This window comes from Brevibacterium oceani, assembly GCF_013623835.1.
Lineage (GTDB): Bacteria > Actinomycetota > Actinomycetes > Actinomycetales > Brevibacteriaceae > Brevibacterium > Brevibacterium oceani.
Window position 1 is genome coordinate 461,372 of sequence record NZ_JABKDE010000001.1, and the last position, 23,777, is coordinate 485,148.

The window sequence follows — 23,777 nt, forward strand, 5'->3', positions numbered from 1 at the left end:
AACTCATCGCGCAGAGCGCGGCGGAACCCTGCGAGGTTCCGACAGATGTACATAGATGCTGAGGAGGAACAAGGGATGAACCACAGTCACTTGCGCACGATCTACGAGAGCGGCGGTCCCTACGCCACGGTCTACCTTGAGGGTCGCACTCCTTCAGCCGATGCCGACACGCAGCTCCGCCTGCGCTGGTCGGAGCTGCGCGACCGACTGTCCGAAAGTGGGGCAGGGGAGCCGCTGCTCGAGTCCATCGAAGGGATTATCCTCGTCGATGAGCCCACCGAGGTGCACACCGACGGTCGGATCATCGTGGCGAACTCCGGAGGAGTTCTGCTGGACGAGCACTGGGACGCGGCGCTGGGAGAAGGCGACGATGCGCACTACGGGGACGTGCCCGAACTCGGTGCCTACCTCCGCCAGGAGTGCAGACAGTTCGACGTCGTCCTCGTCATCGCCGGTCAGGACGGGGCGGCCGTCCGCGAACTGAGCGTGACTCCGGATCGCGAACGCAGCGAGAACGCGCCGGTTCACGTGGCCGGCGACAACGACGAAGACATCAATAAGCCACGGCGAGGAGCGTACTCACACAACCAGATCCGGCGCCGAGTCGACGAGATCATCAAAGACCATGCGCGCAGTGTCGCTGACTTCGTCGACCGACTCACGACGGACCACGCACCAGACGCGGTCGTTTTGGCCGGAGAAGTCCAGGGCAGAACGGCGGTCAAGGCCGAGCTGTCTGTGAAGGCCGAAGAGCTGCTTCACGAAATCTCGGAAGGCGGCGACGACGATGAGGGTGCCGAAGAGGCGATCGATGTGGCGGTGCGATCGCTCATCACGAAGCTCTCCGGCGAGCGCGAGGCAGCGAACTCGGAGCGGCTGGCCGAGAGCAAGGCGCACGACCGTGCGGTCGAAGGCCGTGCGGAAGTCGAGAAAGCGGTCGAGCGCGGAGCAGTGGCAACCCTGCTGCTCGACGACGCGGAGGCAGCCGAAGGAGAAGCCGCCATCGTGGCCCAGGCCGTTCTGTCCTCGGCAGAGATCGGACTCAGCCATGACCCGATGGCTGACGGGATCGCTGCGGTCCTCCGCTACGACGTCGCTTCTGCATTGGCGGATTGAACAGGTGCTCGTCGCCGACGATCACAGGACCGACAGCTGACCGATACCTCGACCAGAACTGGACGGGGCGTCGCTGCCATGCGGCGCCCCGTCCTTTATGGCCTCAAGGTTGATAGTATCCCAGGGGATAATAGATTGTGTAGACTCGTGTCCTGACGGCCGCTCTCGGCAGTCTGGAAGGAGGCACCGATGAACCGACCGACGACCAACCGACCGAGCTCCGAGCACTCGACGACACCGGATGACGAGATCATCCAGGAGACTCGCAACCCGCGCCGCACCCTCGTACTCGGCGCGACCGGCTACATCGGCGGCCGCCTCGTGCCCCGCCTGCTCCAGGCCGGTCACAAGGTCCGCGTCGGAGTCCGTCGACCCGAGAAGCTCAAGCAGGTGCCGTGGGCAGCCGACGTCGACGTGCGCACCGTCGACCTCGATAGCGGTCAAGGTCTGAGCGAGAGCCTCCACGGCATCGACACCGTCTACTATCTCGTGCACTCCATGGGATCCGGCGGTGACTTCGAAGCACACGAGGCCGAGGCGGCCACACGATTCGCCGAGGCGGCCGCCTCTGCCGGTGTCTCCCGCATCGTCTACCTCGGCGGCCTCCACCCCGAAGGCCGCGAACTCTCGAAGCATATGCGCTCACGCGCGAACGTCGGCCGGATCCTCCTCGACTCCGCGGTCGACGCCATCGTCTTCAACGCCGGCATCATCATCGGCTCCGGCTCGGCGTCGTTCGAGATGATCCGCCACCTCGCCACGACCCTGCGCTGGATGCCGGCCCCGGATTGGGTGTCCAACCGCGTCGAACCGCTGTCGGTCCGCGATGCCCTCTACTACCTCGTCGCCGCCGCCGACGTGGACGAGGAGATCAACCGCTCCTTCGAAATCGGTTCGCGTCAGATCCTCACCTATGCGCAGGTGATGCGCACTTTCGCCGAGGTGGCCGGGCTCAAACCTCGCCACGTCATCGCGCTGCCCCTTCCCGCCCCGACGCTGTCAGGCATCTGGGTCGGGTTGGTCACCCCGCTTCCGTTCAGCCTCACCCTCCCGCTCGTCCAATCCCTGCAGGAAGACGCGGTGGCTTCGGACCAGGATGTCGACGCGGTCATCCCGCCGCCCGGGTCCGGGCTCATCGGGTTCGCCGACGCCGTCCGGCTCGCCCTCCGTCGCGAAGTCGAAGGTGCCGTGGACACGAACTGGGACGCCGATGCCGGAGAGCTCGACGAGGCGGCCCTGCCCTTACCGAACGATCCGCAGTGGGCGGGTCGTCGCATCTGCAGCGATGAGCGTTCGGCGACGATCGCCGGCGTCACGGCAGCCGAGGTGTGGCCTGTGATCGAGGGGATCGGCGGCGCGAATGGATGGTACTCGTGGCCGCTGGCGTGGAAGATCCGCGGTGTCTGGGACAAAGCCGTCGGGGGAGCGGGCCTCAACCGTGGCCGCCGTCTGCCTGACACCCTGCGCATCGGTGACCCCGTCGACTGGTGGCGAGTCGACGAGCTCGAACCGAACTCTCGCCTGCTGCTGCGCGCCGAGATGAAGGTCTCCGGCTACGCCTGGCTCGAATTCGAGCTCACAGACACAGACGGGAGCTGCGACTACCACCAGACGGCGACCTTCATCCCCTCCGGTGTGCGCGGGCGCCTCTACTGGGCTCTCGTCGCTCCCTTCCACCGGTTCATCTTCCCCGCCATGGCGAAGAACATCGCCGCCGAGGCGCGCCGGCGGGCTCAGTCCGACTCGGCCTTCATCCGGTCATAGGCCGCCAGCGCCGCCTGGCGTGAGGCCTTGAGGTCGACGATCGGCTCGCAGTCCCCGCCGGTCCGCTCGGCTCGGGTGAGCCCGCCCGGACCCTGCCCCAGCCACCGGCTCACGTATTCGCCGTGCGGGTCGAAGCGCTCCCGCTGGCGTTCGGGGTTGAAGATCCGGAAGTATGGGGCGGCGTCGGCCCCGCACCCGGCCACCCACTGCCAAGACACGGGATTGTTGGCCTCATCGGCATCGACGAGCGTGTCCCAGAACCACTGCTCACCGTGCCACCAGCCGATGAGCAGATTCTTCGTCAGGAAGCTCGCCGTGGCCATCCGCACTCGGTTGTGCATCCACCCGGTCTGCCACAGCTGAGCCATGCCCGCATCGACGAGCGGGATCCCGGTCGTCCCGTTCTGCCAGTGCTCCAGCGCTTCGGGATCGTCCTCGTAGGGGAAGCGTGCGAACTCCGGACGCATCGGCTCGGACTCGACGTGGGGCAGGTGGTAGGCCAGGTGCCAGGAGAACTCCCGCCAGTAGAGCTGCCGGATCCACGCATACCGGTCATCATCGCTGATGTCCGGCAGGTCGAGTGCCGCCGCCAGGGCCTGCCTGGGGGAGAGCTCACCGAATCGCAGCCGCGGTGACAGTGCCGAGGTGCTGTCGGGGTCGCCCGGGACATCATGCGAGTCGCCGTAGCCGCCGATGCTCTCGCGAAGGCCTGTCAACTGCCGCTGGGCCTCCCGACAGCCAGGAGACCAATGCTGCGCGACGGTCGACTTCCACCATTGCGGAACCGTCGCCGAGGTGGTTCCGCCGGTGTCTGCACCGCTGGGATCGGTGCCGGTGCCGCCTGAGTCGGTTCGGCTTCCGTTGAGAGGGTGTGACCCGTCGCGGAGGCCGAGACCGTCGAGATCTTTCGCCCAGTCGTGGTCGCTCAGCGACTTCAGTCGCGCATCGGACAACGGTTTCTGCTTGGCCGGGCCTGTGAGGACGTCCCCGACCGCGCGATCGCGTACGGCGGTGAAGTACGGGGTGAAGACCTTGTAGAAGTCACCGCCCTGCGGGCTGACCGTCCACGGTTCGACGAGCAGCGCTCCGGGATGGGAGTGCACGGCACAGCCGGCATCGGTGAGCAGGGTCTTGATCTTTGCGTCGAGGTCGCGGGAGGCCGGCGCATAGCGACGTGACCAGCGGACGGCATCGACGCTCAGGTCCGCAGCCGCTTGCGGGATGATGCCTGCCGCGGGCCCTGCGGCGAAGAGCAAAGGGATTCCGAGCTCGTCGAGTTCGGACGCCAGGGCGCGCAGGGATTCGTGCGCCCACCAGCGGGCCGCCGCTCCCAGCGGACGGGGTCCGAGGCCGTCGCTGTCACGCTGCTCTCTGATCCAGATGCCGATCACCTGGCCGTCGGCGCGTGCGGCCGTCAGTGCTTCGTGATCGGTCGACCGCAGGTCGTCGCGGAACCAGACGAGGGTCAGGTGGTTGTCGCTCATCGGCTCGACTCCTTCTTCGATCGGTGCGCGTTGCCAAGCCGGTCACGCCGCATCGGGTCCTCAGGGCGGCGATCCCGTCGCAGACGCCCCAGCAGTCCCCGTCGCAGCAGACCCTGTCGGGGTGGCGACCAGATCGGAGTGCCCTCGACCCGCCAGTCGGCGAGCAGTTCATTGGCGGCGAGGTAGCCGGTGGTTGCCGCTCGCTCCATGAGCGCCACGGGCAGTTCGCACCGAATGTGGTCCCCGGCGAGGACGAGGCCCGGCAGCGGGGTGGTCACTCCGGGGCGCTCGCCCCACGGGCGAGTGTCGGTGAGTCCGCAGTCGGATTCGATGAGGAGTTCGCGGTGGAGGATCTCGTTCTGCTGGGTCTCCGGATATACCTCGTGCAGGTCCGTGAGCAGGCGTCCGATGAGCTCGTCCTCGGACTCCTGGCCGGTCAGTGCGTAGGCGTGGAGTTCGACCACGGAACCGGAACGCTCGTTCGCCCACCGGGCGGCACCGTCCTCGAATCGTTCGAGCACGGAGACGTTGTCGAGCAGCGCGAAGCCGCTCGTGCCCAGGAACGCGGGCCGCTCGGCCGAGACCGCCTCGGCGAACCAGAGCCGCAGCACGGCGAACGCCGGTGCGTTGCGCTGTCCGGCGACTCGGGCGAACCAGTCCTGCGTTCGCGCACGTTCGGCTCCCGAGTTGGTCGGCGCGTATTCGCGCGCGGGCCTCGAGCCCTGCGAGGCGCGGCCGGCATCGGTGCTGTCGTCATCAATACCGTCGGCATGCTCCTCGATCGTGGTGATCAGCCGCCGTGTCCCGGCCGGATCGGCAGCGAGAACGAGGGCATCGGAGTCGATGTCACCAGCACTCGTTGTCTCAACACTCCAGCCGCGTGGGGTGCGGGAGATCGTGCGAGCCTCGGTGCCGGTCTCGAACCGCACGCCCAGACTCTGCAGGTATCGCCCCAGCGGCGCCCACAGGGCGGTGTCGTAGTCGTCATCGGGGACATCGAAGAGCAGCCCCTCGGCCGACCCGGCGAAGTAGCTGTGGAACATCGCGACGAGCTCACCAGCGGAGAACTCGTTGGGATCGGCGAAGAAGGATCGGGCGAAGACCTCGAGGGCGAGGTCGCGCGCCTGCTCGGGGAAACGGAGGCGATCGAGGAACGCCGCCGCCGACTCCCCGTCATAGACAGAAAACGAGTTCGGGAAGTCGACATCGATGAACTCGAGGGCCGTGCGCACGTCGACATCAGCCAGCCCGCGCAGGGAGAAGGTGGGACTCGCGAGGACGAACCCGAGGAGATTGAACGGGGGAGTCCGCGGAATCGAGGCGAAGGAATCGGTGGGGCCACCTCGGCGGGTGAGGGGATAGTCGGGGATCGGTCGGAGACGATCGAGGTCAGGGTCGGCGCGAGACAGCAGGTCGCGCAGGTTGTAGTACTGCCGGAAGAACGCGTGGAATCCGCGGCTCATCGTCCGACCCTCGTCCAGCGGCCACGCACTGACACGCCCGCCGAGGCGGGGCCCGGATTCGACGATCGTGACCGCGGCTCCCCGTTCGGCCAGGATCGTCGCCGCCGACAGGCCAGCGATGCCGCCGCCGATGACGCTCACGGTCTTCGGCCGGAGCAGACGGTCACGTCCGGGGACGGCGGGGATGCGGACGGCGTGGCGGTCGCGGGGGTTCACGGGGCCTCCTCGGTGCGGTGGTTGAGGGCGCGCTGCCAGAGCATGAGAACCGCGGTGATCATGGCGAAGCCGAACCCGAAGTCCTCGATGGGGATGTCGAAGGGGAAGCGGATGCCGAGGAATTCCTCCGGGTTGTAGATGACGATCGGGTCGGACAGCTTCGTCAGCCACCCGTCGACGAGGCATTGGAATCCCAGGCAGATGGCCAGCGCGCACCAGTACTGTGCGCGGCGGAAGATGCCGCTGCGGACGACGAAGAGCTCGAGCCCGATGACGACGAGCATGCCGATGACGGTCCACACGGTGTACTCAGGGGTCATCGGTTGTCGCCTCCGTCCGGCGGGTGGGGATCGGCGTGGATCGGGCGGGCAGTGCGCGTTGGGCGATCGGCGATCGTCCGGCGGGTGGTGTGCCGCTTGGTCCAGCCGATCACAGTGCCGACCGCCTCGTAGCTGAGCAGCGCGCAGACCGGGATGACGAGGAAGAACACGAGTTCCTCGAGCGGCAGGATGCCGAGGTCGATGCCGGTGACGAACCGCGGATCGTAGGTCCAGTGATCTCGGGCGATGGCGACGATGTCCCAGACGGCGAAGACGACGACCACCGGCAGCAGAGACTTGAGCAGCAGCGGCAGCCGGCGGTACACCCGCGCCGAGAACACGAACTCGAGCGGCAGCGTGATGAGCACGCAGGCGCCCATGAGCGCGAGATATTCCCAATGGCTGAAGCCGTGCCAACCGGCGAGGCCGTCCCACGCGGCGATCATGGATTCGCCTCTTCGATGGGCGATGTGGCCCGCGCGACCCGGGGCGTGCTGGGTTCGTGCGATGCACGTGCGGGGCGAGCGGGCACGACGAAGCCGAGGTCGATGGTGCGGATCCGATAGCCCTCGATGAGGTCGTCCCACTCGATGGTGGGCTCGGTCAGCAGCCGAGGCTCGCAGGCGAGGAGCCGGTGGAGCAGCACATCGGTCTCGAACAGGGCCAACGGCTTGCCGGGGCAAGCGTGGGCGCCGTCGCCGAAGCTCAGGCCCGCGGCAGGGGCAGTTCCGCTCCGGTGCGGGCAGACCGCCTCGGCGTTCGCGCCGTAGACGTCGGGATCGACGTTGGCCTCACGCACGCAGACATCGATGAGGTCCCCGGCCTGAATGGTGGCGTGATCGTGTTCGTCGCCGGCTGAGGTCGTGCTGTGGTCGTCGCCGATGTCGATCGCCGAGGTGGCGCGTCGATAGAGATGCCCGACGACGGGTTCGACCCGGATGATCTCTTCGAGGATGGACAGCCGCCGAGGCTGGTCGGCCGCGAGGTAGTCCCGCCGGAGTTCTTCGTTCTCGAGCAGATGCCAGCAGGCCATCGCAATGAACTCGCGGGTCGTGACCATCCCCGCGGTGCCGTAGGTGAGGCATTCGACGAGGATGTCACCGGTTCTGTGCCCGGAATCGAGCAGATGAGAGATGACATCGCCGCGGTGCTCGCGCCGATGGGCGCGGATGGCCGGGCGCACATCGTGGGTGAAGAAGCGCACGAGCGGCACGATGCCGTTGACCGCGGCCTGCATCCATTGGCGTTTCGTCCGTCCCCAATTCTCTGCGGCGAGATCGACCGGCGGCTGCCGGAAGAAGGCGACGAGCCGTGCGGCCATGCTGTCGGTATCGGACTCGGTGAGGCCGACCACCTGCGAGGTGACGTCGACGGCGAAGTGCAGGGCCGCCTCGTCGAGTCGGCACCGGCCGGTGACCACGGCCTCGTCGACGATGGACTGCGCGGCTTGGGCGATGTGCTCGCCATAGCGGTCGGCGATGACGGCGGGGGCGAAGAACCGGGCGACCTCCCGGCGCTGCCGGTCGTGGGCCGGACCGTCGGAGATGAGGATCGGGTGGGCGCGGAAGAGTCCGCGGGGGATCTTCTCCGCGGTGAAGCCCGCCTGTGTCGAGCGTCCGCGGGCGCGCAACACCCGGCGGGCCGGTGCGAACGCACGAAGCCGCCACATGCTGCGGGTGGAGGAGGCAGTCTCGATGGGAGGAGCTGTCGGTTCGTCGTCGCGCAGGGCCTTGCGCTCGCTCGCTCCCGAGCGGCTCGGCACTCGAGGAGCCGACGTCATGGTTGGGTCGCCCAGTCGGCGTTGCTCAGGGACAGCTCGTCTGACATTCCGTCGAGGAAGCGGATGACGGTGTCGCGTTCGCGGCTGGTCAGGCGGGCGGCGGCGTAGATGCGTCGGGCCTGTGAGCGGCCCACCGTCTCTCGTGCCGAGCGTGCCGTCTTCTCGGTGACCATGATGGCGTAGGCCCGGCGGTCGCTGGGGTGGAGGCCCCTGATCACGTGGCCGTCGCGCTCCAGACGGTTGATCAGCTTCGTCACCGAGGCGGCCGACATGTTCATGTGTGCCGAGAGCATCTTCGGGGTCACCACCTCACCTTGGCGCTTCGCGGCGATGAGGTAGTGCAGTGCACGCATGTCCTGTTCGCTCAAGTGCATGAACTTCCGCGATGCGTCGGAGAGGGCGCGCTCGGCCTCTCGGAGTCGGGCCAGGGAGTCCATGAGGTGAGCGATCTGCTCTCGGTCAGCGGTCGAGAGGCCCGAGGAATCGACGATGTCACCGGGAAAGCCGTGCTCTGAGCCGGTGTACATGTTCGCTGTGATCGGGTCGTGACTGTCCGCGACCTCCGGTGATTCCATGGCGCCATCTTACTGATCGGTTCCCCTCGAATGCAGAAGAATATCTTTCTGTTTATATTACACCAAAGTGTAGTATATCGTTGTGGCTACTGACCCTCGAACGAAGGACTCATCGATGACCACAGCCGCGGGCGTCGCGTTCGGCCCCTCCATCACCTCAGACATCGAGTCCGAGATCAGGCGCGAAATGGACGCTCGAGCGCAGCAGGTCGCCACCCTGGGTTCCGCGGCGACTCACGCATGGGATCTGGCCTCGCGCTGTGTTCTCGGCGGCAAGCTGGTGCGACCGCGGCTGCTCGTCGGGGCGGTCGACGCTCTGACTGGCTCTGGCCAGCGGAACGCCGAGGCGAGGGACCGGTCGGTGCGCATCGCGGCTGCAGTCGAGCTGCTCCATTTCGCCTTTCTCCTCCATGACGATGTCATCGACGGCGACCTCATGCGGCGGGGGCATCCGAACTTCATCGGACTCCTGCTCGAGGAGTGGGAGGACGACCGAGGTGCCGCGTCTGACGGAAGCGTCGCGGCCGACGACGGCGCGGGGCTCGACGCGACTGGCGCGCCGCGGCTGCATGCGGCACCGCCGCGGCTGCGTGCCGCACGCAGCACGGCGATGTTGGTCGGCGACCTGCTGCTGTCGACCGCTCACCGAATCGTCTTCCGCGAAGCGGGCCCGGGGCAGACGGGGCAGCGGCTTCTCGAGGCGCTCGATCAGGCGGTGCTCGAATCGGTGTCGGGAGAGCTGACCGATGTCGCCCTCAGCGCCGGTCGTATGCGTCCGGAGTTGGCCGAGGTCGTGGAGATGAGCCGTCAGAAGACGGCGACGTACTCCTTCGAACTTCCTCTGCGATCGGCCGCCATCCTCACCGGACTCGAACCCGAAGCCGAGGCGCTCCTCGGACAGGTGGGATCCCTCCTGGGCCTGGCCTATCAGCTTCAGGACGATCTGCTCTCGGTCTTCGGCCATTCCGACGACCATGGCAAGGACCCCTATTCAGACCTGCGCGAGGGCAAGGAGACCGCGATCATCGCCCTTGCCCGACGCAGCACCGCCTGGCCGCTCATCGAACCGCACTTCGGTGTCGGCAGCCTCGGTGCTGGTGAAGGTGCGCAGATGCGCTCGCTGCTCTCCGACTGTGGGGCGGAGGCCGAGGTCCGTGCTCTCGTCGACGAGCTGTCGGCGAATGCGCGCGAGCTCTTTGCGACCGAAGCGGACCTCCTCGGTACGGACATGGTGCTGCTCCTCGACGACCTCATCGGTGCCCTCGACGGGAGACGATCATGAGCCGCGGCGTCGACCGCTTGGGTCCCCTCGGGCGCTATTCCTCAGTGTCGGACCGGATCGCGAAATCGGTCATCGGGGCCTATTCGACGTCCTTCGGACTCGCGACGCGACTGCTCGGGCCCCGTCACCGGGACCATGTGCGCAACATCTACGCACTGGTCCGGGTCGCGGACGAACTCGTCGACGGGGTGGCCGCCGAGGCGGGTGTTTCCGCCGACCAACAGCGGCGGATGCTCGACGAACTCGAAGCCGAGACCGAAAGCGGAATGCGCCTGGGATACAGCAGCAACCCGATCATCCACGCCTTCGCGCGCACCGCACGAGCATCAGGCTTCGGTGCCGAACTGACCCGACCGTTCTTCGCCTCGATGCGCACCGACCTGCAGCTGACGCCCTCGGATCCGCAGATCACCGAGGCTGCCGAGCAGGTGGGCTTCGGCCCCGACGACCACGCCGACTACGTCTACGGGTCTGCGGAGGTGGTCGGGCTGATGTGCCTGCGGATCTTCATCCGTGACGAGGACTGCTCGTCTGATAGGGAACGGCGGCTGGTCCACGGTGCGCGCAGCCTCGGCGCCGCATTCCAGAACGTCAACTTCCTGCGCGACCTCGGCGATGACACGCAGCGCCTGGGGCGCAGCTACCTCAGCGAGACGGGCACGGTCAGCGCCCGGGCAAAGGAGCGGTGGATCGACTCGATCCGCGAACAGCTCGATGCTGCCGCGCAGACGATTCCGCTGCTGCCCGGCGACGCCCGACTGGCGGTCCTCTGCGCGCTGCGACTGTTCTCGGCACTGACCGACAGGCTGGCCGTGGTGCCGGCCGCCGAGCTCCCGCGTCGACGCATCCGCGTGGCCGGCCCACACAAGGCTGCACTCGTCCTCCGGTCGATGTATGAAGTGCGGCAGGGGGTGAAACGATGAGCCGGGTGAACGTCATCGGCGGAGGAATCGCCGGGCTCGCCACCTCGGCGCTCTTGGCCCGCGACGGTCACGAGGTGACCGTCCTCGAACGTGGGGACCACCTCGGCGGGAGGGCCGGCAGTATTGAGGAGCAGGGGTTCCGATTCGACACGGGACCCTCGTGGTTCCTCATGCGGGAGGTCTACGACCACTTCTTCGCGCTGTTGGGAACGAACACGGACGCGCAGCTGGATCTGCGACTTCTCGACCCGGGGTATCAGGTCTTCTCAGAACCCGATGAAGCGGCCGGTCTGCGCAGCGTGACGGTGCCGCACGGGGTCGAAGCGGTGGCTCAACTGTTTGAGAGCATCGAACCCGGCGCAGGCAACGCGGTGCGGAAATATTTGCGGTCGGCGGGCATGACCGCCGACGTCGCCCGCCGACGCTTCCTCTACAACCCCTTCGCGCGGGTGACATCGATGCTCGGGCTGGACGTTCTCCGGTCAGTGCCGGAGCTGACCAGACTGCTGTTGCGGCCGCTGGCTGGATTCGTGGAGCGGCGGTTCAGGGAACCGATTCTGCGTCGGATTCTGACGTATCCTGCTGTGTTCCTCGGCACCGATCCGAATCGGGCGCCGGCGATCTATCACCTCTTGAGTGCGTTCGATCTGGACCAGGGTGTCTTCTATCCGATGGGCGGGTTCTGGGCTCTCGTCGAACGTATGGAGGTACTGGCTCGCGAGGCCGGGGTCACGGTGGTCACCTCGGCGGAGGTGACCGAGGTGATGACGCAGGAGAGGAACGGTCGAGCGGCCGTCAGCAGCGGTCGATCAGGTGTCGGCGGCGGTCGAGCGGCTGTCAGCGGAGTCCGCTGGACGGATAACGAGGGGCGATCGCACGTCGAGCTGGCCGACCTCGTGGTCTCGGCGGCCGACCTGCACCACACCGAGACCGAGTTGCTTCCCCCGCAGCTGCGCACCTATCCCGAATCGGCGTGGTCACAGGTCGAGAGCGGACCCGGGGCGATCATCGCGATGCTCGGTGTCGACGGTGGGCTGCCCGAACTCGGGCATCACTCGCTGTTCTTCACCGATGAGTGGGAGGCGAATCTGCAGGCGATCTTCGGCACCGAGCAGAGGACCCCCGATCCTGCGTCGCTGTACGTGTGCAAACCCAGCGCCACGGATCCCGCGGTCGCACCGGGCGGGTGCGAGAATCTCTTCGTTCTCATTCCGGTCCCGGCGGACGTGGAGATCGGCAGCGGGGGATCGGACGGTGACGGGGCTGCCGTCCTCGAGGAAGCGGTCGATGCCGCGATCGAGCGCATCGGATTGTGGGCGGGAGTCGAGGATCTGCGCAGTCGGATCAGAGTCCGCAGGACCGTCGGCCCGGCCGATTTCGCGCGGGACTTCCACTCCTGGAAAGGGGGAATGCTCGGGCCGGCGCACACGCTTCGCCAGAGCGCATTCCTGCGAATGCAGAACCAGTCACGACGCGTCGATGGGCTCTATTACGCCGGGGCGACGACCGCGCCGGGCATCGGTGTGCCGATGTGCCTCATCAGCGCCGAGGTCGTCGCCAAGCGCATCCGCGGGGACCACTCGGCAGGGCCGATGCCCTTGTGATGTAGAGGGACTTCCTCGCGGCACACTTGACGCCGGTTAGCCCAGTTTCGAAACTGGGCTAACCGGCGTCAAGTGTGGTGAAAAGGCGGGGTCGCCGCCGAAAAGCTTGGGGTGCACGCCGAGACCCCCAGTGAGGAGCCGGTGTGGAGTTCCCGCGAGCTCAGCTGCTGGTCGAGTAGACCTGCTGTGAGCCTCCGGCGCGGGTGCGGTTGCGGCGACGGGTCTCGGGGCTGGTGCCACGAGAGTCGGAGGCGCGGCGGCTGCTCGGCTGACGGCTCGAGTCACCCGAGCGCTGACCGCCCGACCGGCCACTGCCGGAACGGCCGCCGCGGGAGTTATCGCGGCGACTATTGCCCTCGCCGCTGTGTCCGGTACCCCGGCCTCGGCCGCTGCTCCCGCCACGACGGGATTCGCTGCTGCGACCGCCACCGGCGGCACCTGAGTTCTCGCGGCTGCGATCGGTGCCGCTGTTGCCGGCGCCATCGCGTCCTGAGCTTCCGCCGCGTCCGCCACGGCCACCTCGGCGACGGCGGGATGAACGACCATTCGACGTTGCCGGTTCGGTCTTCTTCCGCGGCTGTGTCGGTTCCTTCGGCTGCGGTTCGACATACTCGGCGATCTCACCGACGAGCTCGGTCACCTCGGGGGAGTCGGCGGCGACCTTCTTCGGGGTCGCCTTGATGGCGGCCTTGCGGAGCAGGATCTGGGTGTCCTTGCGCTCATCGGGCGTCATCACGGTGACGACGTCACCGGCGCTGCCGGCACGAGCGGTGCGACCCGAACGGTGCAGGTACGCCTTGTGCTCGGTCGGGGGATCGACGTGGACGACGAGCTCGACGGAGTCGACGTGGACGCCGCGGGCGGCGATGTCCGTGGCCACGAGCACCTTCGCATCACCATTGGTGAACGCGGCGAGGTTGCGGTCGCGGGCGCCCTGGGACAGGTTGCCGTGGAGGTCGACAGCAGGGATACCGGCGGCGGTGAGCTGGCGGGCGAAGCGCTTGGCCCGGTGCTTCGTGCGGGTGAAGAGGATGCGGCGACCGGTGCCCGAAGCGAGCTTGTGGACGAGCGCGTTCTTGTCATCGACCGCGACCTCGAACACGTGGTGGGTCATGGCCGAGACGTGCGAGGTCGCCTCGTCGACGGAGTGGAGGACCTCATTGTGCAGGAAGCGACGCACGAGCTTGTCGACGTCGTTGTCCAGGGTGGCGGAGAAGAACATCCGCTGACCCTCTGTGGGGGTCTGCTTGAGGATGCGGGTGACGCCGGGCAGGAAGCCGAGGTCGGCCATGTGGTCGGCCTCGTCGAGGATAGTGACCTCGATGTGCTCGAGCGTGAGGACACCCTGGTTGAGCAGGTCCTCGAGGCGGCCAGGGCAGGCGACGACGATGTCGACGCCGGAGCGCAGTGCATCCTCCTGACGGCGCTGTTTGACTCCGCCGAAGATCGTCGCCGTCTTCAGGCCGACGGCCTTGGCCAGCGGGTCGATGACGTCGGTGATCTGGGTGGCGAGCTCACGGGTGGGGGCGAGGACGAGTCCGCGGGGTTGGCGGGTGCGGTTGGATCGGTCGCCGGCAGCCTGCGATTCGGCGAGGCGGGCGACCAGCGGAATGGAGAAGGCCAGGGTCTTGCCGGATCCGGTCTTGCCGCGGCCGAGCACGTCGCGGCCGGACAGGGTGTCCGGAAGGGTGTCCTGCTGGATAGGGAAGGCGGACGTCTTTCCCTCACGGCCGAGGGTGGCGACGAGTTTCTGTGGGACGCCGAGTTCGGCGAACGAGGTCGATGCCGCGGTCTTCTTGGTGCGGGTGGTGGTGCCGCTGCGGCCGTTGGAGGAGCTGCGGTCGGTGGTGCGTGTCTGTGACGTTGTGATGGGATGGCCCTTCGACGTGCCGGAGGGCGTGCCGGTGCCGTGGTTGGGTGGCAGGCAGCCGCTTCCGGTCATGGAATGAGCGCTGTCGGCGCTCTCGATCGCCGAGAGAAAACGGCTTCGGAATATGCGCGGGTGATCTCACCCAGCTGCAGAGACGAGGCGTCCTGACGACGCAGGGAACCCGAGAACGGGTTCGCAAGTGTTTCCAGTATAGCGGGGGAGCGGCCAGGAGCAGAATTCGCGGAGCTGCTGTCGGTCGGTTCGTGCCGGAACGTCCGGTCTCACCGGGTCAGTGAGGAACGGCGATGGACAACGCGGCGCCGGGCACCTCGATGATGGAGTAGGTCTCCAAGTCCCTGGGCTTGAGTCTGCTGCCAGTGGCAAAACGAGGGTCGAGACTGATGGCCACAAGATTGTGATTGGCCAGGAGGATGGCGTTGTCGCTGAGTGCCTCGAGGAGGGTTTCGATCTCGTTCTCCAGGCTGCGAACCGTCATATCGATCCCTGCCACGCCATAGAGCTCACCCGAGATCTCCACGGGAGCAGTGAATGTGAACGCAAATTGGTCGGTGCACATGTAGTCGACGAACGGGCCGGTCATGTGCCCCTGACGGGTCGCCGCCGGGACGCGGTACCACTCGATCTCTTCGAGTCCTGACTGGTAGGTTCCGAGTTCGGTGAGATCGGCATCCAGCGGAATGGGTTCGGACCGTCCCGCGGCGGGTTGAGCGACCCACCACATCAGTGATCTCGCTCGAGCCGTCACAGTGGGATGAATACTCACGATTCCGGCGCCGGCGAAGCGGTCGGTCGACGTAAGGACGTCGAAGGCGACCTTTTCGACCTGACGTTCGACGGTGCGCGGATCGGAAGAGATCGCCTCGATCGCCGCTTCGGCGAGGCGATCGATCGTCTCGGGTACGTCGTTCTGCCAAGCGGTGATCGACTGGATCACTCTGGCCAGGGCAGATTTCTGATCAATTGTTTTCACGTTCTTGCCTATGTGCGTCATTGCGTCGGGACAACAGCCACCTCAGTGAGATGTTAACAGCCGCCTCGCGGGCCTCTATCGCGGATGCAGTGTCCCCGGAGATCATCTCGTCGAGCATCGATTCATGGGAGCTGAAGATCGACTCGCGAAGATCGGGGTCATCCAGTCCCATCCACAGCAGTGCACCGAACTCGTTCTGAATGCGGATCTGCTCGTGGACGAGGCGGACCGACTGAGCCTCTCCCGCCAAACGCAGATCCAATCCGCCCTGCACGGATCGAGCCGCCGCGCCGTCTTGCGGCACTGCTCGAAGAAACGACTCTCTGACTCCCACGAGGTTCTGCTCGAGTCCCATCTGCGCGATCGTATTGAGAACAGCGTCCGTGATGGCTCGGTAGTAGACAGCGAAGTCATTGATCTCGGCACGGGAGAGAGCCCGAATGCGGCTCTCGAGCAGGCCGCGAATCTGGACGGAGTCGGCGGCCACGAAGCTGCCGCCGCCACGCCCTTGTCGCGTATGCAGAAGATCGGTGGCCCGAAGCTGCTGGAGGGCCTCCCTGACGGTGACGAGAGAGACGCGGAAACGCGATGCCAGAGTTGATTCTCCAGGGAGGCGATCACCGGGGGCGAGGACGCCGGTAGCGATTGCGTCCTCGAGTCGCTGCCGGATTCGGGGAACAAGCGCTTTGTCCCCGATCGGCGCATAGATGGCTGCGGTGACTGGCGAGTCGGAGCGGCGATCATCCATATCTCCATTGTCCGAATACAGGCTGAGAAATCCTTGAAACATATGGTTTCATGTGTTTGTATGATCTGCAACACATCAAGAGTTCAAGGAGAGTGTGATGACAGAGTCCTCCGGTATGGCGATCTCGCTCCGCGGGGTCGAGCGCAGGTTCGGTGAGGTCGCCGCGGTCGATGGCGTCGATCTGGACATTGCCGAGGGGGAGTTCTTCTCCATGCTCGGCCCGTCGGGGTCGGGGAAGACCACCGTCCTCCGGTTGATCGCGGGCTTCGATGAACCCACTGCGGGAACGATCGAGCTGGCCGGCAAGCCGGTGCATCACTTGGCGTCGTACGATCGTGACGTCAACACGGTCTTTCAGGACTACGCTCTCTTCCCCCACCTGAACGTGATTGAAAACGTCGAGTTCGGATTGCGCGTGCGCCGCATCGCCAAGGCCAAGCGACGTCAGTTGGCCCGGGAAGCACTGGAGCGGATGCGGCTGGGAGCCTTAGAAACCCGCCGTCCGGGCGAACTCTCCGGCGGACAGCGGCAACGTGTGGCACTTGCGCGCGCCTTCGTCGTCGACCCGAAGGTGCTCCTGCTCGATGAACCCCTGGGTGCACTGGACAAGAAGCTGCGCGAGCAGATGCAGATCGAGCTCAAAGATCTGCAGCGGAACCTCGGGATCACCTTCGTCTTCGTCACTCACGATCAGGAGGAGGCGCTGACGTTGTCGGATCGGATCGCGGTATTCAACGACGGAAGGATCCAGCAGGTCGACACCCCCGAGAATCTCTACAGCGCCCCCGCGACCGAATTCGTGGCGTCCTTCGTGGGTACGTCGAACCTGTTCGATGAACAAGCCGCTCACAGGCTTCTGGGGCTGTCGGGGACCTACACCATCCGTCCGGAGAACCTCCGCTTCATCGCGGCGGAATCGGGCCGTCCCGGCAGGCTGTCCGGAACCGTGCGCAATCGGATGTTCATCGGCTCGAGCCACCGGACGATCGTCGATGTCGAGGAACTCGAGATCTCTGTGCTCGAACCGGCAGGATCGCCGAACCGTGAAATCGGAGACGCGGTGGCGATTGATTTCAACGATGCGGACGTTCGGAAACTCCGGACAGACGGTCTCTCAGCGGCCTGAACCGCCAGTGAAGGATGAAGGAGAAAAGTGAGATGAAACTGAGAAGACGCGCCGGAGTCGGCGTAGCTGCCGCCGCGGCCCTGGCATTGTCGCTGGGGCTCAGCGCCTGCGGTACGGCATCGGGAGGCAGTTCCGACGCCGACACCGAAGAGCTCAAAGAACTCGGTGACCCCGAAGGGGAGGTCTCGATTCTGGCCTGGCCGGGTTATGTCGAAGACGGCTCGAACGATCCCGACGCCGACTGGGTGACGCCATTCGAGAAAGACACCGGGTGCAAGGTCAATGCTCAGACCTATGGCACCAGCGATGAAGCCTTCAATCTGATGAAGCAGGGCGGCATCGACGTGGTCGCCGCCTCGGGGGACCTCTCGCTGCGCCTCATCGCCGCAGGCGATGTCCAGCCCATCAACAACGACCTCGTTCCGAACTACGAGAACGTCTACGACTTCCTCAAGGATCGGGATTGGAACTCCCGGGACGGAAAGAACTATGGAGTTCCACACGGCTATGGCGCCAATCTGCTGATGTACAACAAGAAGGAATTCGACAAGGCGCCGACCTCGTGGGATGTCGTTTTCGACAAGGCCGACGAGCACAAAGGCAAGATCACCGCTTATGACTCGCCCATCTATATCGCCGACGCAGCGGTCTATCTGATGGAGCATCAGCCTGATCTGGGGATCAAGAACCCGTATTCGCTCGACGAGAAGCAGTTGGACGCCGCAGTCGAACTGCTCAAGAAACAGAAGCCCAATGTGGCTGAATACTGGTCCGACTATCTGAAGTCTCTGCAAGGGTTCGAGAACGGCTCGGTCGTCGCCGGCACCGGCTGGCAGGTGACGATGAACGAACTCGATCCGAAGAAGTTCGGCTCGGTCGTTCCAGATGAGGGGACGACGGGGTGGAGCGACACCTGGATGATCTCGTCGAAGACGGAGCATCCGACGTGTTCGTACAAGTGGCTCGACTACATGACCAGCGCAAAAGGCTCGGCCGCTGCCACCGAATACTTCGGTGAGGCGCCGAACAATCCAGGAGCCTGCGAGGAGGCCAAAGATCCGAACTTCTGCGACAACTACCATGCCGGCGACAAGAAGTACGCGGAAGGCATCTGGTATTGGACGACACCGGTGACGGAGTGCCTGGACGGACGCACCGACGTCAAATGCACCGACTACTCCGCCTGGACCAAAGCCTGGCAACAGATCAAGGGGTGATTGACAATGAGTCAGACCAGCAGAGCTGAAGGGCGGCTCCCCGCTCCGCCCATGACAGCGTCACGTCGACTTTCGAGCTTCTTCGCAACACATCGAAAGCTGTCTCTGACTGCCCTGCTTGCGGCACCGCTGGCCTGGCTCGTCCTCATCTACATCGTCTCCCTGCTATTGCTGCTGGTGACCGCTTTCTGGTCGACGGACAGCTTCACCGGGCAGGTCGTCCAGGACTGGACCCTGGGCAATTTCACGGCGGTCTTCACCGAAGCGCTCTATCGGGCAGTGACGGTGAGGACGCTCATCATTGCAGTATCCGTCACGATCATCGATGTGGTCATCGCCCTGCCGGTCGGATACTTCATGTCCAAGGTAGCCGGCCCACGGCTGCGCGGAGCGCTCGTCGTCGCGTTCCTCATGCCGCTGTGGGCCGCCTATCTGGTCAAGGCTTATGCCTGGCGAACCATCGTCTCGCCGCACGGGCTCCTTGACTCATTGGGGATCTCGCCCGGCCTGGGGCTGATCGCAACGATCATCACGATGTCCTATATCTGGTTGCCATACGTCGTGATGCCCGTCTATACCGGGTTCGAGCGGATTCCCGACAACCTCATCGAGGCGGCAGGCGACCTCGGGGCAAAGGGCTGGAATACGTTCACCGCGGTCATCGTCCCTCTGGTATGGCCCTCTGTCATCGCCGGTTCGATCTTCTCGTTCTCGTTGACCCTGGGTGACTATATCGCCGTGCAGATCGTCGGCGGCTCCCAGCAGCTGCTGGGAACCCTGATCTATGCCAACGTCGGAACCGGAGGGAATATGCCGCTGGCTGCTGCAACCGCATTCATCCCGATCGTCGTCATCGTCATCTACCTCACTGCAGTTCGCCGAACCGGCGCCCTGAAGAATCTGTAGGAGCTCCCATGCGTATTCCCGCACCGGTCAAAGCCGTGCTCAGTGTGATCGTCTGCGCCGTCTTGGCGTTCGTCTACATTCCTCTGATCATCGTCGTCATCAACTCATTCAACGCCAGTCAGTCACTGGGGTGGCCCCCGCAGTCCTTCACCTTCGAGTGGTGGATCAGAGCATTCAGCGACAAGGTGGCTCTGTCAGCGTTGGGTACCAGCCTGGTGGTCGCGGCATGCGCCACCGTCATTGCTCTCGTCCTGGGGACGCTCGCCTCCTTGGCGCTCGACCGGTTCGAATTCTTCGGAAAAGAAGGAGTCAACCTCCTCATCGTCCTGCCGATCGCGCTGCCCGGAATCATCACCGGTATCGCATTGAACAACGCCTTCACCACGATGTTGGGCATGCGATTGGGGCTGATGACGGTGATCGTGGCTCACGCGACCTTCTGCATCGTCACGATCTACAACAACGTATTCGCGCGCATGCGCAGGATGTCCGGCAACCTCAGGGATGCGGCCATGGATCTGGGTGCCGACGCCTTCACCACGTTCAGGCTGGTCACCTTCCCTCAGCTGAGAAGCGCACTGCTGGCCGGCGGTCTGCTGGCATTCGGGCTCTCTTTCGACGAAATCATCGTCACTCAGTTCACTGCCGGTACCGGGGTGCAGACTCTGCCGATCTGGATCTTCGACAATATGTTCCGACCGAATCAGGCCCCGATCGTCAACGTCATCGCGACTTTCCTCGTCATCGTGTCGATCATCCCGATCACGTTGGCGAACCGTATCGGCGGAAAGGCGGCGACGGGCGTGGCCTGACGGTCGAATGACCGGTCAAGAGCTGCCTCGGTAAAGAGGGCGGCCGCGGACTTCGGCATCGCCACCAGCGCACGGTCCATCGGAACTACGGCTGCGGATCGCGCGGGGAGCTTCGAACCTTGGCGCTGAATTCGTGTTGAGATGCGACGAGGTCGTGCTCGGATAGGGCTTCTCAACGCTATCGGGGAGTGGGGTCGGTCGTTTCGAGCACAGGTTCGGCCGTTTCGGGATCGGGATCGGTTGCTTCGAGTGCCTGGTTAGTGACCCCACGGACGGGGACCGGAACGGTCACCTCACGATCGGGCTCGGCGACCGGGTCGGTCACCGCACGATGGGGATCGGCGGCGAGGCCGACCGGCCGCTGACGTGCTCGGCGATGACCGGTGACCCACCCCGCCAGCGTCACCGAGGCCCACCCGATGACCACGCCGGCGATGTCGTCGAGGAGGTAGTGCCAGCCGAAGTAGAGAGTGGCGATGATCGTGACGCCGAAGAAGATCCAGGTCATCGCTCTGATCGCCGGCTTCTGCTGTGTCCGTGTCATGAACAGTGCGGCGGCGAAGGTGACCGAGACGTGCAGCGATGCGAATGCGGCCACCCCTTGGATGGAGTCGCTGCCGAAGGGGTTGCTGAGGTAGTCGAGGCGAGTGGAGAACAAAGAGTCCTGGAGCTGACTGACCCCGGTGTCGGGCAGCGCCCGATAGGCTTCGGGATTGCTGAAGGCAGGCCCGACCGACGGCAGGAGGTAGTAGCTGATGACACCGAAGACCCAATTGAGGCACAGAGTCGTGGCATACCACGCGCCGATGGCATGGTTGCGACTGAGGACGAGGACCGCGCCAAGGCTGATCGGGATGAGCGGAAGATACGCGAGGTAGGCGATCGAGAGCAGGCTCGCCGCGATATCGGTGCCGAGCAGATCGTGGAGCACCACTGCCGGATTGTGGCCGCCGGCGAGCCAGTAGTCAAGGTGGAGCAGCTGCCGGTCGTAGAGGGTGCCGTCACGGACGACGGGCAGCACGCTCTTGAGATTGCGGTAGGCGACGTAGCAGACGTAGAAGCTCAGCAGTCCGGCACCGATGCACAGCACGCGATGGGAGTTCCACTCCTTCTTGGCCACATCGACGAGGGTGGCAGGCAGGTTCCGCCACCCGCTTCGTCTCACCGCCTCGACGATGACCCCGCCGCCGATGAACCCGAGAACCAGCAGGGGCAGCCGGATGTAGGAGGGTCCGAGGAACCCGTCGGGGTCACGCAGCGGGAGATCGAGACAGAGGGATGAGATCACGGCCGCCGCTCCGACGAGCAGGGACAGCGCCATGGCAAAGGTGTAGGGCCAACGTCGCATTCTGGTCATCGGCACACTGTAGTGATTCTGTTTCAGTGCTTCGTCGGATTTCCCTCGGAGTCGGCTGACCGGAATCGGCTGACCGGAATCGGCTGACCGGATTCGGACCAGAACAGAACGGTCCACCCACTGCGTGCCTCGCGGCATTAGTGTTGGTGCATGACAGAAGGTTCGTCGAACGCGACTCCGGTTCGCGATGACCCGATTCCCGAGGGCCTCAAGCTCGGTGCCCGCTTCACCGGATACCTGTTGGTGATCATCGCGGGGATCACGGTTGCGGTCTTCGTTGCTCTGCAGGTCGCCCAGATAGTGATCCCGTTCCTGGCCGGACTCGTCCTCTCCGCGCTTCTGGTCCCCATGTCGACGTTCCTGCAACGACACCGGTGGCCGAAATGGCTGGCAGTGGTGACTGTCTGGGTCGTCGTCCTCGGCCTATTGGCCGGACTCGTCCTGCTCATCACCTTCCAAGTCAGAAGTGAGATACCTGAGATCCAAAAGCAGGTCGCGACGACGCTGGACGCGGCGAAGCAGCTCTTGGCCACGCAGCCGTTCGGACTCACCGAAGCCAAACTCAATGAAATCATCGACTCCTCGGGGAAGTGGCTGCAGGACAATGCGGCCGGTCTCGGCTCTGGTGCCGCCGAAGTGGGCACGACGGCGGCCCATGTCATCGAAGGCGTCATCATCATCCTGTTCGTCACCCTCTTCGCGCTCATCGACGGACGTGGCATCTGGACCTGGGTCGTCAACATCTGGCCGAAGAAGGCACATGCGCGGATCTCCGCGGCCGGCGAGGCCGGGTGGAAGACGCTGTCGAACTTCATTCGGATCCAGCTCGTCGTCGCGGCCAGCGACGCTGTCGGGATCGGCGTGGGCGCGCTGATCCTCGGCGTCCCCTTGGCGGTGCCGATCGCCGTGGTGGTCTTCCTCGGCGCTTTCGTGCCGTTCGTCGGAGCGATCGTGGGCGGCGCAGTCGCGGTGGGCTTGGCGCTGCTCTTCAATGGCTGGGTACACGGCCTGATCATGCTCGGGATCGTCATCGTCGTTCAGCAGCTCGAAAGCCACGTCCTGCAGCCGTGGCTGACCGGGCCCACAGTGAAGATCCACCCCCTGGCGGTGATCCTCGGAGTGACAGCGGGAGCAGCGGTCGCAGGCATCGCCGGGGCCTTCTTCTCGGTCCCGGTCATCGCGACTCTCAATGCGATGATCCACGCGGCCAAAGACTACAGAGTGGGAACGAGATGAGACGGGCCTCGCCACGGCTGAATCGAGGGCGGATCGTCAAGGGCGCTCTTCGCCGTCTGCTCGAAGACGAATGCCTCGACAGAGCGGCCGGCCTGAGCTTCTACGCTCTGCTCTCTGCCGCACCGGCCATTCTCGCCATGGTGTCTCTGCTCGGCGTGGTCGGGGAAGCTGAGTCGACCACGAAGGCGGTGCTCTCCCTGGTCCACGATGTTTCGGCCGAGGCAGCCACGTCGATCCGCCCATTCATCGTCGAACTCACCAAGGCGTCCTCGGCCGGAGCCACCCTCATCGGCAGCCTGCTGCTGGCGATCTGGTCGTCGTCGAAATACATCGGCGCATTCGGCCGTGCCTTGAATGCTGTCTACAGGGTCGAGGAGAGTCGGCCGTATTGGAAGTTCAAGCCGCTCATGCTTCTGATGACCCTGGTCACGCTCATCGTTCTGGCCACTCTGGGGCTGCTTCTCGTGCTGTCCGGTTCCATCGCCGAAACACTCGGCGAATTCATCGGTATGGGACCCACGGCCCTGCTGATCTGGAATGTGGTCAGATGGCCGGTCTTCGTCTTCTTCGTCATGCTGCTCATCGCCCTGCTCTACTACGTGACCCCGAACGTCAGGCAGCCGAAGTTCCGGTGGGTCAGCCTCGGTGCGTTCATCGCTCTGCTCGTGCTGCTTGCCGTGTCGGCCTGCTTCGTGCTCTACATCAACAACTTCAGCAGCTACAACGTCACCTATGGATCGATCGGGGGAGTGATCGTCGGGCTCGCCTGGGTCTGGATGGTCAACCTCTCGCTGCTCCTCGGCGCCGAGTTCGATGCCGAGATCGAACGTGAGCGTCGACGACAGTCCGGCCGGCCCCCTGACGAGATGTTCCGACTTCCGGCGAGTGCCGGTGATTCGAGGGGAGACAGCCGCCGGCGCACTGCTGAAAGCAGCCACAGCGGCCCGGGACCGGAGAGTCAGGTACCGGGTCGCTGACCGTGCCCGC

21 protein-coding genes are annotated in these 23,777 nt (G+C 65.2%); 11 read left to right on the forward strand and 10 right to left on the reverse strand.

The genetic code is table 11. The features are described from left to right. Nucleotides 1–75 precede the first annotated feature (75 nt). Both HK401_RS02220 and HK401_RS02225 read left to right on the forward strand, forming a co-directional pair. Nucleotides 76–1,116, forward strand: coding sequence for a baeRF2 domain-containing protein (locus HK401_RS02220; protein WP_181273009.1), 1,041 nt, complete (start codon nucleotides 76–78; stop codon nucleotides 1,114–1,116). Between the two features lie 189 nt (nucleotides 1,117–1,305). After that, nucleotides 1,306–2,880 carry an SDR family oxidoreductase gene (locus tag HK401_RS02225; RefSeq protein WP_181273010.1) on the forward strand — a complete coding sequence of 525 codons (1,575 nt, stop codon included), beginning with the start codon at nucleotides 1,306–1,308 and terminating at the stop codon, nucleotides 2,878–2,880. On the opposite strand, the gene HK401_RS02230 is transcribed toward HK401_RS02225, so the two are convergent. The 6 genes from HK401_RS02230 to HK401_RS02250 are packed head-to-tail and all read right to left on the reverse strand — an operon-like array spanning nucleotide 2,850 to nucleotide 8,718. Continuing rightward, nucleotides 2,850–4,364: a cryptochrome/photolyase family protein gene (locus HK401_RS02230; RefSeq protein ID WP_181273011.1), complete on the reverse strand. Its 1,515-nt coding sequence runs from the start codon at nucleotides 4,362–4,364 to the stop codon at nucleotides 2,850–2,852. The two genes, HK401_RS02225 and HK401_RS02230, sit on opposite strands and share 31 nt — an antisense overlap. Beyond that, entirely contained in the window at nucleotides 4,361–6,043 is a 1,683-nt protein-coding gene (locus HK401_RS02235) for an FAD-dependent oxidoreductase (protein WP_309135886.1), read from the reverse strand. Before HK401_RS02235 ends, HK401_RS02230 begins: the two co-directional genes overlap by 4 nt. Then, a complete protein-coding gene (locus HK401_RS20555) occupies nucleotides 6,040–6,363 on the reverse strand; it encodes a lycopene cyclase domain-containing protein (protein WP_258233913.1) in 324 nt (107 codons plus the stop codon). The genes HK401_RS02235 and HK401_RS20555 overlap by 4 nt, the downstream gene beginning before the upstream one ends. Then, the gene (locus tag HK401_RS02240; protein WP_181273013.1) at nucleotides 6,360–6,809 is read right to left on the reverse strand and encodes a lycopene cyclase domain-containing protein; all 450 of its coding nucleotides are present in this window, start codon (nucleotides 6,807–6,809) and stop codon (nucleotides 6,360–6,362) included. Before HK401_RS02240 ends, HK401_RS20555 begins: the two co-directional genes overlap by 4 nt. Then, nucleotides 6,806–8,125, reverse strand: coding sequence for a cytochrome P450 (locus HK401_RS02245; protein ID WP_309135887.1), 1,320 nt, complete (start codon nucleotides 8,123–8,125; stop codon nucleotides 6,806–6,808). Before HK401_RS02245 ends, HK401_RS02240 begins: the two co-directional genes overlap by 4 nt. 14 nt (nucleotides 8,126–8,139) lie before the next feature. Continuing rightward, a complete protein-coding gene (locus HK401_RS02250; RefSeq protein ID WP_181273014.1) occupies nucleotides 8,140–8,718 on the reverse strand; it encodes a MarR family winged helix-turn-helix transcriptional regulator in 579 nt (192 codons plus the stop codon). A gap of 115 nt (nucleotides 8,719–8,833) precedes the next feature. On the opposite strand from HK401_RS02250, the gene HK401_RS02255 reads away from it, so the two are divergent. From HK401_RS02255 to crtI, 3 genes are read left to right on the forward strand one after another with little or no spacing between them, the layout of a single operon-like run. Next, nucleotides 8,834–10,000: a polyprenyl synthetase family protein gene (locus HK401_RS02255; protein ID WP_181273015.1), complete on the forward strand. Its 1,167-nt coding sequence runs from the start codon at nucleotides 8,834–8,836 to the stop codon at nucleotides 9,998–10,000. Continuing rightward, the gene (locus tag HK401_RS02260) at nucleotides 9,997–10,923 is read left to right on the forward strand and encodes a phytoene/squalene synthase family protein (protein ID WP_181273016.1); all 927 of its coding nucleotides are present in this window, start codon (nucleotides 9,997–9,999) and stop codon (nucleotides 10,921–10,923) included. Before HK401_RS02255 ends, HK401_RS02260 begins: the two co-directional genes overlap by 4 nt. Continuing rightward, the gene (gene crtI, locus HK401_RS02265; RefSeq protein ID WP_181273017.1) at nucleotides 10,920–12,527 is read left to right on the forward strand and encodes a phytoene desaturase family protein; all 1,608 of its coding nucleotides are present in this window, start codon (nucleotides 10,920–10,922) and stop codon (nucleotides 12,525–12,527) included. Before HK401_RS02260 ends, crtI begins: the two co-directional genes overlap by 4 nt. Nucleotides 12,528–12,687: 160 nt before the next feature. On the opposite strand, the gene HK401_RS02270 is transcribed toward crtI, so the two are convergent. From HK401_RS02270 to HK401_RS02280, 3 genes are all read right to left on the reverse strand, one after another. After that, nucleotides 12,688–14,469, reverse strand: coding sequence for a DEAD/DEAH box helicase (locus tag HK401_RS02270; RefSeq protein ID WP_181273018.1), 1,782 nt, complete (start codon nucleotides 14,467–14,469; stop codon nucleotides 12,688–12,690). A 217-nt stretch (nucleotides 14,470–14,686) separates the two neighbouring features. After that, a complete protein-coding gene (locus tag HK401_RS02275; RefSeq protein WP_181273019.1) occupies nucleotides 14,687–15,388 on the reverse strand; it encodes a cache domain-containing protein in 702 nt (233 codons plus the stop codon). Continuing rightward, entirely contained in the window at nucleotides 15,375–16,136 is a 762-nt protein-coding gene (locus HK401_RS02280) for a GntR family transcriptional regulator (protein ID WP_181273020.1), read from the reverse strand. The genes HK401_RS02275 and HK401_RS02280 overlap by 14 nt, the downstream gene beginning before the upstream one ends. A gap of 97 nt (nucleotides 16,137–16,233) precedes the next feature. Between HK401_RS02280 and HK401_RS02285 the strand changes: the two genes are divergently transcribed. From HK401_RS02285 to HK401_RS02300, 4 genes are read left to right on the forward strand one after another with little or no spacing between them, the layout of a single operon-like run. Beyond that, nucleotides 16,234–17,262, forward strand: a complete 1,029-nt coding sequence (locus tag HK401_RS02285) for an ABC transporter ATP-binding protein (protein ID WP_181273021.1) — start codon at nucleotides 16,234–16,236, stop codon at nucleotides 17,260–17,262. 32 nt (nucleotides 17,263–17,294) lie between these two features. Further along, nucleotides 17,295–18,479, forward strand: a complete 1,185-nt coding sequence (locus tag HK401_RS02290; RefSeq protein WP_181273022.1) for an ABC transporter substrate-binding protein — start codon at nucleotides 17,295–17,297, stop codon at nucleotides 18,477–18,479. A gap of 51 nt (nucleotides 18,480–18,530) precedes the next feature. Continuing rightward, complete coding sequence (locus HK401_RS02295; protein ID WP_181273023.1) at nucleotides 18,531–19,385, forward strand: ABC transporter permease; 855 nt, start codon at nucleotides 18,531–18,533, stop codon at nucleotides 19,383–19,385. A gap of 8 nt (nucleotides 19,386–19,393) precedes the next feature. Then, nucleotides 19,394–20,197: an ABC transporter permease gene (locus HK401_RS02300; RefSeq protein ID WP_181273024.1), complete on the forward strand. Its 804-nt coding sequence runs from the start codon at nucleotides 19,394–19,396 to the stop codon at nucleotides 20,195–20,197. A gap of 178 nt (nucleotides 20,198–20,375) precedes the next feature. Here HK401_RS02300 and HK401_RS02305 read toward each other — a convergent pair whose 3' ends face one another. Then, nucleotides 20,376–21,554, reverse strand: a complete 1,179-nt coding sequence (locus tag HK401_RS02305; RefSeq protein ID WP_258233915.1) for a phosphatase PAP2 family protein — start codon at nucleotides 21,552–21,554, stop codon at nucleotides 20,376–20,378. 150 nt (nucleotides 21,555–21,704) lie between these two features. On the opposite strand from HK401_RS02305, the gene HK401_RS02310 reads away from it, so the two are divergent. Continuing rightward, a complete protein-coding gene (locus HK401_RS02310; RefSeq protein ID WP_181273025.1) occupies nucleotides 21,705–22,790 on the forward strand; it encodes an AI-2E family transporter in 1,086 nt (361 codons plus the stop codon). Next, complete coding sequence (locus tag HK401_RS02315) at nucleotides 22,787–23,767, forward strand: YihY/virulence factor BrkB family protein (RefSeq protein WP_181273026.1); 981 nt, start codon at nucleotides 22,787–22,789, stop codon at nucleotides 23,765–23,767. Before HK401_RS02310 ends, HK401_RS02315 begins: the two co-directional genes overlap by 4 nt. Nucleotides 23,768–23,777 lie beyond the last annotated feature (10 nt).

Excerpts from the sequence above, each read along its gene's own strand:
- HK401_RS02310 (WP_181273025.1), top strand. The coding sequence starts at position 21,705 with ATGACAGAAGGTTCGTCGAACGCGACTCCGGTTCGCGATGACCCGATT.
- HK401_RS02230 (WP_181273011.1), bottom strand. The coding sequence starts at position 4,364 with ATGAGCGACAACCACCTGACCCTCGTCTGGTTCCGCGACGACCTGCGG.
- HK401_RS02295 (WP_181273023.1), top strand. The coding sequence starts at position 18,531 with ATGACAGCGTCACGTCGACTTTCGAGCTTCTTCGCAACACATCGAAAG.
- HK401_RS02290 (WP_181273022.1), top strand. The coding sequence starts at position 17,295 with ATGAAACTGAGAAGACGCGCCGGAGTCGGCGTAGCTGCCGCCGCGGCC.
- HK401_RS02280 (WP_181273020.1), bottom strand. The coding sequence starts at position 16,136 with ATGGATGATCGCCGCTCCGACTCGCCAGTCACCGCAGCCATCTATGCG.
- HK401_RS02315 (WP_181273026.1), top strand. The coding sequence starts at position 22,787 with ATGAGACGGGCCTCGCCACGGCTGAATCGAGGGCGGATCGTCAAGGGC.
- HK401_RS02300 (WP_181273024.1), top strand. The coding sequence starts at position 19,394 with ATGCGTATTCCCGCACCGGTCAAAGCCGTGCTCAGTGTGATCGTCTGC.
- HK401_RS20555 (WP_258233913.1), bottom strand. The coding sequence starts at position 6,363 with ATGACCCCTGAGTACACCGTGTGGACCGTCATCGGCATGCTCGTCGTC.
- HK401_RS02285 (WP_181273021.1), top strand. The coding sequence starts at position 16,234 with ATGACAGAGTCCTCCGGTATGGCGATCTCGCTCCGCGGGGTCGAGCGC.
- HK401_RS02220 (WP_181273009.1), top strand. The coding sequence starts at position 76 with ATGAACCACAGTCACTTGCGCACGATCTACGAGAGCGGCGGTCCCTAC.
- HK401_RS02250 (WP_181273014.1), bottom strand. The coding sequence starts at position 8,718 with ATGGAATCACCGGAGGTCGCGGACAGTCACGACCCGATCACAGCGAAC.
- HK401_RS02240 (WP_181273013.1), bottom strand. The coding sequence starts at position 6,809 with ATGATCGCCGCGTGGGACGGCCTCGCCGGTTGGCACGGCTTCAGCCAT.
- HK401_RS02255 (WP_181273015.1), top strand. The coding sequence starts at position 8,834 with ATGACCACAGCCGCGGGCGTCGCGTTCGGCCCCTCCATCACCTCAGAC.
- HK401_RS02305 (WP_258233915.1), bottom strand. The coding sequence starts at position 21,554 with ATGACCAGAATGCGACGTTGGCCCTACACCTTTGCCATGGCGCTGTCC.
- HK401_RS02225 (WP_181273010.1), top strand. The coding sequence starts at position 1,306 with ATGAACCGACCGACGACCAACCGACCGAGCTCCGAGCACTCGACGACA.
- HK401_RS02260 (WP_181273016.1), top strand. The coding sequence starts at position 9,997 with ATGAGCCGCGGCGTCGACCGCTTGGGTCCCCTCGGGCGCTATTCCTCA.
- HK401_RS02270 (WP_181273018.1), bottom strand. The coding sequence starts at position 14,469 with ATGACCGGAAGCGGCTGCCTGCCACCCAACCACGGCACCGGCACGCCC.
- crtI (WP_181273017.1), top strand. The coding sequence starts at position 10,920 with ATGAGCCGGGTGAACGTCATCGGCGGAGGAATCGCCGGGCTCGCCACC.